General features: G+C 76.3%; 8 protein-coding genes. 7 read left to right on the top strand and 1 reads right to left on the bottom strand.

The features are described from left to right. The coding region (locus tag HGCM_RS17470; protein ID WP_019136255.1) for a S1C family serine protease at positions 1–1,290 on the top strand (1,290 nt) is incomplete at its 5' end. 218 nt (positions 1,291–1,508) lie between these two features. Here HGCM_RS17470 and HGCM_RS07610 read toward each other — a convergent pair. Continuing rightward, on the bottom strand, positions 1,509–2,849 hold the full coding sequence (locus tag HGCM_RS07610) for an isochorismate synthase (protein ID WP_019136256.1): 1,341 nt from the start codon (positions 2,847–2,849) through the stop codon (positions 1,509–1,511). 125 nt (positions 2,850–2,974) lie between these two features. Between HGCM_RS07610 and HGCM_RS07615 the strand changes: the two genes are divergently transcribed. The 6 genes from HGCM_RS07615 to HGCM_RS19775 all read left to right on the top strand — a co-directional run. Continuing rightward, positions 2,975–3,667: a demethylmenaquinone methyltransferase gene (locus HGCM_RS07615; protein WP_019136257.1), complete on the top strand. Its 693-nt coding sequence runs from the start codon at positions 2,975–2,977 to the stop codon at positions 3,665–3,667. 261 nt (positions 3,668–3,928) lie between these two features. Beyond that, positions 3,929–4,495, top strand: a complete 567-nt coding sequence (locus HGCM_RS07620) for an alternate-type signal peptide domain-containing protein (protein ID WP_019136258.1) — start codon at positions 3,929–3,931, stop codon at positions 4,493–4,495. 1 nt (position 4,496) lies between these two features. Beyond that, positions 4,497–4,982, top strand: a complete 486-nt coding sequence (locus HGCM_RS07625) for a hypothetical protein (protein WP_019136259.1) — start codon at positions 4,497–4,499, stop codon at positions 4,980–4,982. Positions 4,983–5,035: 53 nt separating this feature from the next. Further along, entirely contained in the window at positions 5,036–5,521 is a 486-nt protein-coding gene (locus HGCM_RS07630; RefSeq protein ID WP_019136260.1) for a hypothetical protein, read from the top strand. Further along, on the top strand, positions 5,521–6,141 hold the full coding sequence (locus HGCM_RS17475) for a signal peptidase I (RefSeq protein WP_019136261.1): 621 nt from the start codon (positions 5,521–5,523) through the stop codon (positions 6,139–6,141). Before HGCM_RS07630 ends, HGCM_RS17475 begins: the two co-directional genes overlap by 1 nt. Further along, positions 6,138–6,740: hypothetical protein (locus HGCM_RS19775; RefSeq protein ID WP_218917041.1), on the top strand; the 603-nt coding region annotated here is incomplete at its 3' end. The genes HGCM_RS17475 and HGCM_RS19775, both read left to right, overlap by 4 nt.

Here is a 6,740-nt window from a genome sequence, read left to right on the forward strand (position 1 = left end):
GAGCCCGCGACGGCGGACGGCGCACGTCCGCGCCGGCGGCTGTGGCTGCCGATCACGTCCGCGGCGGCGGCCGCGGCGCTGGTCACCGCGTTCGCGACGCTGGGCATCTCGCACGCGTTCGACGGCGGCGACGGGACCGGGACGCGCCCGGCGTCCATCGCCGAGCTCGGCCGCTCGTCGACCGACACCGTGCCCGTGTCCGGCTCGACCGCGCAGGACCCGAACTGGGAGGCCGTGACCCGGGCGGTCTCGCCGTCGGTCGTCGCCATCAGCGTCACCACGTCGCAGGGCGGGGCGCAGGGCTCGGGCGTCGTCATCGACAAGGAGGGCCGCGTGGTGACGAACAACCACGTGGTCGCCGGCGCCGACACCGTCCAGGTCACCCTCGACGACGGCCGCATCTACCAGGCGAAGGTCGTCGGCACCGACCCGACCACCGACCTCGCCGTCGTCCAGCTGCAGGACCCGCCGGACGACCTGGCGCCCGCCGCGCTGGGCGACAGCTCGGCCGTGACCGTCGGCGAGCCGGTCATGGCCGTCGGCAACCCGCTGGGGCTGGCGAACACCGTCACCACCGGCATCGTGTCCGCCGTCGACCGGCCGGTCACGACGCAGGCGGAGGGCGGCAGCGACGCGACCGTGACGAACGCGATCCAGATCGACGCGGCGGTCAACCCCGGCAACTCCGGCGGCCCGCTGTTCGACGCCGAGGGCCGCGTGATCGGCATCAACTCCTCGATCGCGACGCTGTCGAGCGGCTCGGGCTCGATCGGCCTGGGCTTCGCCATTCCCGTGGACCTGGTGAAGAACATCGCCAGCCAGCTCGTCGACAGCGGCGTGGCCAAGCACGCGTTCCTCGGCGTGGGGCTCGACGACGGCACCGCGACCGCGGACGGTGTGACCCGCGCCGGCGCGCTCGTGAAGACCGTCAGCGAGGGGTCCCCGGCCGCCGCGGCCGGCCTGCGGGAGGGCGACGTGATCGTCGCGATCGGCGACAAGCCGGTCGGCGGCGCCGAGTCGCTCACCGCCTACGTCCGGTCGTACGCGGCGGGCGACAAGGCGGTCCTCACGGTCGTGCGCGACGGCAAGGCCATCGAGGTCGAGGCGACGCTCGCGACGAAGGAGGACACCGGCACCGCGCAGCAGGACCAGGGCCAGCAGGGCCAGCAGGGTCAGGACGGCCAGCAGGGTCAGGACGGCCAGCAGGGTCAGGACGGCCGGCAGCTGCCGGGCGGCATGAGCCCTGACGAGCTCTGGGAGTGGCTGCAGCAGCAGCAGGGCCAGGGCTGAGCTCGGCCCCCCGCCGGCTGCTGCCTCCCGCGGCGGCCGGCGGGGTGGGCCGGCCCACGACGCACGGCGACCGATCGCAGCGGTCGCGGTGCGGGCGGCGGGCCGCGGGCGTCCGGACCCCCTGCCGGGCGCCCGCCCGAGCGCCCGGTGCGCGCCTCACGCGCGTGCCGGGCGCTCCCGTGCGTCCGGCGGGAGGTGCCCCGGGGAGGGGCGCGGGGTCAGGAGCCCAGCGCGTCGCGCAGCGGGACGAGCTTGGCCTCCGACTCCGCGAGCTCCGCGGCCGGGTCGGACGCCGCGACGATGCCGCAGCCCGCGAACAGGCGGACGTCGTGCCGGTCGTCGCGGGACAGCTCCGCGCACCGCAGGGCGATCCCCCACTCGCCGTCCCCGTCCGCGCCGAACCAGCCCACGGGGCCGGCGTACCGGCCGCGGTCCATCTGCTCGACCTGCGCGATGAGGTCGCGCGCCGCGGCGGTGGGGGTCCCGCAGACGGCGGCCGTCGGGTGCAGCGCCGCGGCGAGCGCGAGCGACGAGGGGTGGCGGTCCGGGCCCGTCGGGTCGGTGAGCACGCCCGTCACGTCGGACGCGAGGTGCAGCACGTTGGGCAGGTGCAGCACGAACGGCACGTCGGGGACGTTCGTCGACGAGCAGAACGGCTCGAGCGCCCGCGCGACGGACGCGACCGCGTACTCGTGCTCCTCGAGGTCCTTCGACGAGTGCGCGAGCTGCGCGGCCCGGGCGGTGTCCGCCGCGTCGTCGCCGGTGCGGCGGATCGTGCCCGCGAGCACGCGCGACGTGACCAGGCCCTTCTCGGACCGGACCAGCAGCTCGGGGGTCGCGCCGAACATGCCGTCGACGGAGAACGTCCAGCACGACGGGTAGCGCTGCGCGAGCCGGTCGAGGGCCCACCGGACGTCGACGGGCCGCTGGGTCCGGGCCCGCACGTCGCGCGCGAGCACCACCTTGTCGACACGGCCCGCGCGGATCGCCCCGGCGGCGTCGGCGACGGCGGACTGCCACGCCCGGGCGGTGAGCGCGCCGTCGGCGTAGGCCACCGGTCCGGGGGAGAGGGGCGCCTCGCGGCGGGCGCGCACGTCGCGCAGGTCGGGCACCGGCTCGAGCGTCGCGCCCTGCGTGAGCGTCGTGAGCCATGCCCGTCCGCCCCGACGCCCCACGACGACGCGGGGCACCACGACGACGCCGCCCGCGGGGGAGGCGTCGTCGAACGCGAACGAGCCGAACGCGACCGGACCCGTGCCGGGCAGGCCCACCTCGTCGCGGACGACGGCGTGCGCGAGCACCTCGCGCCAGGCGCGCTCGGCCGCCGCGAACCGGTCGGGACCGGCGACCTCCAGGCGCAGCAGCTCGCCCCACGCGACGAGGCCGTCCCCCCGGCGGACCCACGCGAGCGGCGCCTCGCCGGGCAGCAGGCCGAGCAGGTCGGCCGGGTCCGGCAGCGGGTCGGCGGTCACGGGGAGGCCCAGGTCGTCGAGGGCGACCGTCCGCACGACCAGCGGGGAGGGCCCCGGCTCGGCCGGCGCGGAGGTGAGCGTGCTCATCACCGCTCAGGGTATGCCTCGCACGGCACGGCGCCGGACGAGCGGTGGCCCGACCCGTGCCCGCGCCGACCGACCCGCCGCGCCTCCCGTCGTCACGACGCCCCGGTACCTGCGACGATGGCCGCATGACGCGCGCGGGCCTGGACAAGCAGCAGCAGGACGTCGCGGCGATGTTCGACGCCGTGGCCGGTCGCTACGACCGCACGAACGACGTCCTGTCCCTCGGCCAGGACCGCGCGTGGCGCAAGGCCACGATCGCCGCGGTCGGGGCGACGGCGGGCGACACGGTGCTGGACCTCGCCGCGGGCACGGGCACCTCCTCCGAGCCGCTCGCCGACGCGGGCGTGCGGGTGGTGCCCTGCGACCTCTCCGAGGGCATGCTCGCGGTCGGCAAGCGGCGCCGTCCGGACCTCGCGTTCGTGGCCGGCGACGCCCTCGAGCTGCCGTTCGCCGACGCGTCCTTCGACGCCGTGACCATCTCGTTCGGCCTGCGCAACGTGCCGGACGTGCCGGCGGCGCTGCGGGAGATGGCGCGCGTGACGAAGCCCGGCGGGCGGCTGGTCGTGTGCGAGTTCTCCACGCCGACGTTCGGCCCGTTCCGCACGGTCTACTCCAACTACCTCATGCGCGCCGTGCCGTCGGTGGCGCGCGTCGTGACGAAGTCGCCCGACGCGTACGTGTACCTCGCGGAGTCGATCCGGGAGTGGCCCGACCAGCAGGGCCTCGGACGGATCATCAAGGCCGCAGGGTGGCGCGACGTCGCGTTCCGGAACCTCTCCGGCGGCATCGTGGCGCTGCACCGGGGCACCCGCGCCTGAGCGGGCTCGTGTCGCGCGCGTGCACCGACCCCCGGTAGGGTGTGTCGCACGTCATAGTGCCGCCCGTTCGGCGGACCGGGACCGGTGGTTGATCCGCCGGGATCCTCCGGGTCCGGTCCCGCACGGGTGACTCGTCTGGGTGGAACAACCTGATGACTGCGAGTCTCGCGCGCCTAGACGTTTAACTTCTCGCGCGTGCGTGGCGATGCCTCGTCGACGGTCCCGGGACGGCCCGGGGCACGACGACGGAGGCAGGCAATCATGCGCAAGACGACGAAGGGCGCCATCGCGATCGGCGCCGGTGTCGCGCTGCTCCTGGGCGGTGCGGGAACCCTGGCCTACTGGAGCGACTCGAAGCCGCTCTCGTCCGGCACGACCATCACCTCGGGCAAGCTCTCGGTGGCGACGAAGACCGCCGGCTCGTGGGCGTGGGCGAACGGCACGACGACGCCCGCGTTCGTGCCGGGCACGTCGAAGGTCGTCCCCGGCGACTCGATCCGCTACACCGAGGTGTTCACGGTCACCGCGCTGGGCAGCCGCCTCAACGCCCAGTCGTCCTTCGCCGTGCCGACGTACAGCGGCACCAACGCGCTGACGACCGCGCTCGGCACCCCCGCCGTCGCGCTCACCGCGGTCAAGACCGGCTCGGGCACGGGCACCATCACGACCGGGACGAACACGTTCTCGATCTCGTCGCCGACGACGGAGACGACGTTCGACGTGACGGTCACGGTGACCCTGACGTTCGACAGCGCGACCGCCGGGCTGAGCGCGCAGGACCTCAACGCGGTGCTCCAGAACGGCGCCGTCACCATCAGCCAGGTCTGAGGTGCGCCCCGGGCCCCGCCTCGTCGCCGTGGCGGTCGTCGCGTTCCTCCTCTCGGGGATCGCGACGACCGCCTACGCGGCGTGGTCGGCCTCGCGGCCGGTGGCGTCCGCCGCGACCATCCGGTCGGGCACCTTCGGCCTCGACGCGGCTTGGGTCGGCGCGCCGAGCTACACCGGCATGTGGCCGCAGGACCCCCGCACGGGCGTCGCGCGCCTCACCCACACCGGCGACGGGCGCTGGCAGTACCAGCTCGCCGTCACGGGCGGGTCCCTCGCGGGGCTGGGCGTCACCCTCCTGGAGTCGACCGGCCCCGACGTCGCGGACTGCACCGCGACCGTCGTCACCCCGGGGGCGTGGAGCGCCACGCAGCCGACGGGCGCCACGGTGTACGTGTGCGTCCGCACGGTGCTCGGCGCCGGCTCCGCGCCTGGAGGCTCCGCCGCCTTCACCCTGCAGGCGACCGCTCGTAACCAGCCCACCACCTGACCCGACCGACCACCTCGCCCGGGCCCCCCGCCCGCCACCCCGGAGGACGCGCCATGACCGCCGCCCCGCGGCAGCCCCGCGCCGCCCGTGCCCTGCGCACGGTGCGGCTGCCGGTCGCGCTCGGCGTGGCGCTCGGGCTCGTCCTCGGCGGCGGCGGGGCGGCGTACGCCTGGTGGACCGTCACGACCTCGCTGGCGGCGCGGACCGCGTCCGCCGCGGCCCTGCCGGCACCGACGCAGCTCACCTGCTCGGGCCTGTTCTCCTACACGGTCGGCTGGACGCCGCCCCCGACGCCCGCCCTGCCCGCCGGCGCGAGCGTGCAGTACCTCGTGTCGCGGCAGACCGGCACGGCCGCCCCGGTGCAGGTGGGCAGCACCACGGGGACGAGCCTGACGCTCGCTGCGAGCACCGTGCCCAACAACCAGACCTCGACCGTCACGGTCCAGGCGCGCGTGACGAACGGCGGCGTCGAGTGGACGTCGCCGGCCTCCGCCGGCGTGAGCGTGCAGCGGACGCTCTCGATCTTCGTGGGCTGCTGATGGCCGACGCCCACGACCTCGAGCAGGTCCCCGACCGCGCGCCCGACCCGGCGGGGCGGCCCGCGCGCCGTCGCGCGTGGTCCGCGGCCGGGGCGGTGGCGTCCGCCGCGGCGCTGGTCGTCGTCGTCTTCCTGGCGCTCGTCGTGGTCGTCGTGCCCCTGGCGATGGGCGCGCAGACCTACACCGTCCTCACGGGCAGCATGGCGCCGCTCATGCCGCCGGGGACGCTCGTCGTGACCCGACCCGTCGACCCCGCCCGCGTCGAGATCGGCGACGTCATCACCTACCAGATGCACTCGGGCGAGCCCGAGGTCGTCACGCACCGCGTGCGCGGCATCGGGTCGACCACCGACGGCGAGCTCGCGTTCGTCACGCGCGGCGACGCGAACGGCGCCGACGACCCGCCCGTGCGCGAGGTGCAGGTCCGGGGCGAGGTCGTGTACCGGGTGCCCTACGTCGGCCACCTCAACGCCTGGGTCGGGGCCAACCGGCCCCGGTGGCTGACCCTCGCGGCGGCCGCCGGGCTCATCGGCTACGGGGCGTGGCTGTGGGCGTCGAGCCTGCGGGACCGCTCGCGCGCCCGCGCGGCCTCGGCCGACGCCGCCGGGAGCCCCGCGTGAGCGCGCGCGGGCTCGTCGCAGCCGTCCTGGTGGCGCTCGCGGCCCTCCTCGGCGTGGCGCCGCCCGCGGCGGCGGACGGCGGGGTCGAGGTCTCGCCCGACGGGAGGACCTGGTCGACCCGGCTCGACGGCAGCCTGCTGGTCGGCGCCGACGCGATGGTGCCCGGCGACGTGGCCACCGGTGACCTGTGGGTGCGCAACGGGAGCGACGTCGAGGCGCGCGTCCGGGTGCTGGTCCGGGCCGGCGTGGGCGACGGCGGCCCGTCGCTGGCCGGGTCCCTGCACGTCGTGGTGGACGGCGACGACGTCCCCGGCGGCGGCACCTGGCGCGGGCCCGTGTTGGCGCCCGGCGACGCGATCCGCATCCCGCTCGTCGTCCGCTTCGACGCGGGTGCTTCGGCGGCAGCCGTGCAGGTCGCCCAGGTCCTCGACCGGGTGACGCTGGTGGAGGCCGCCTCCGAGCCGGAGCAGGAGGCGGACCCCGACGACGACTACGCGTTCACCGGGGGCGACGAGGACGGCGCCGGGCCGGCGGGGCCGGGCGGCCCGGAGGACGGCGGCCTCGCGCGCACGGGTGCCGACGTGGTGCCCCTCGGCGCC

The organism is Cellulomonas massiliensis JC225, assembly GCF_000312005.1.
Lineage (GTDB): Bacteria > Actinomycetota > Actinomycetes > Actinomycetales > Cellulomonadaceae > Cellulomonas > Cellulomonas massiliensis.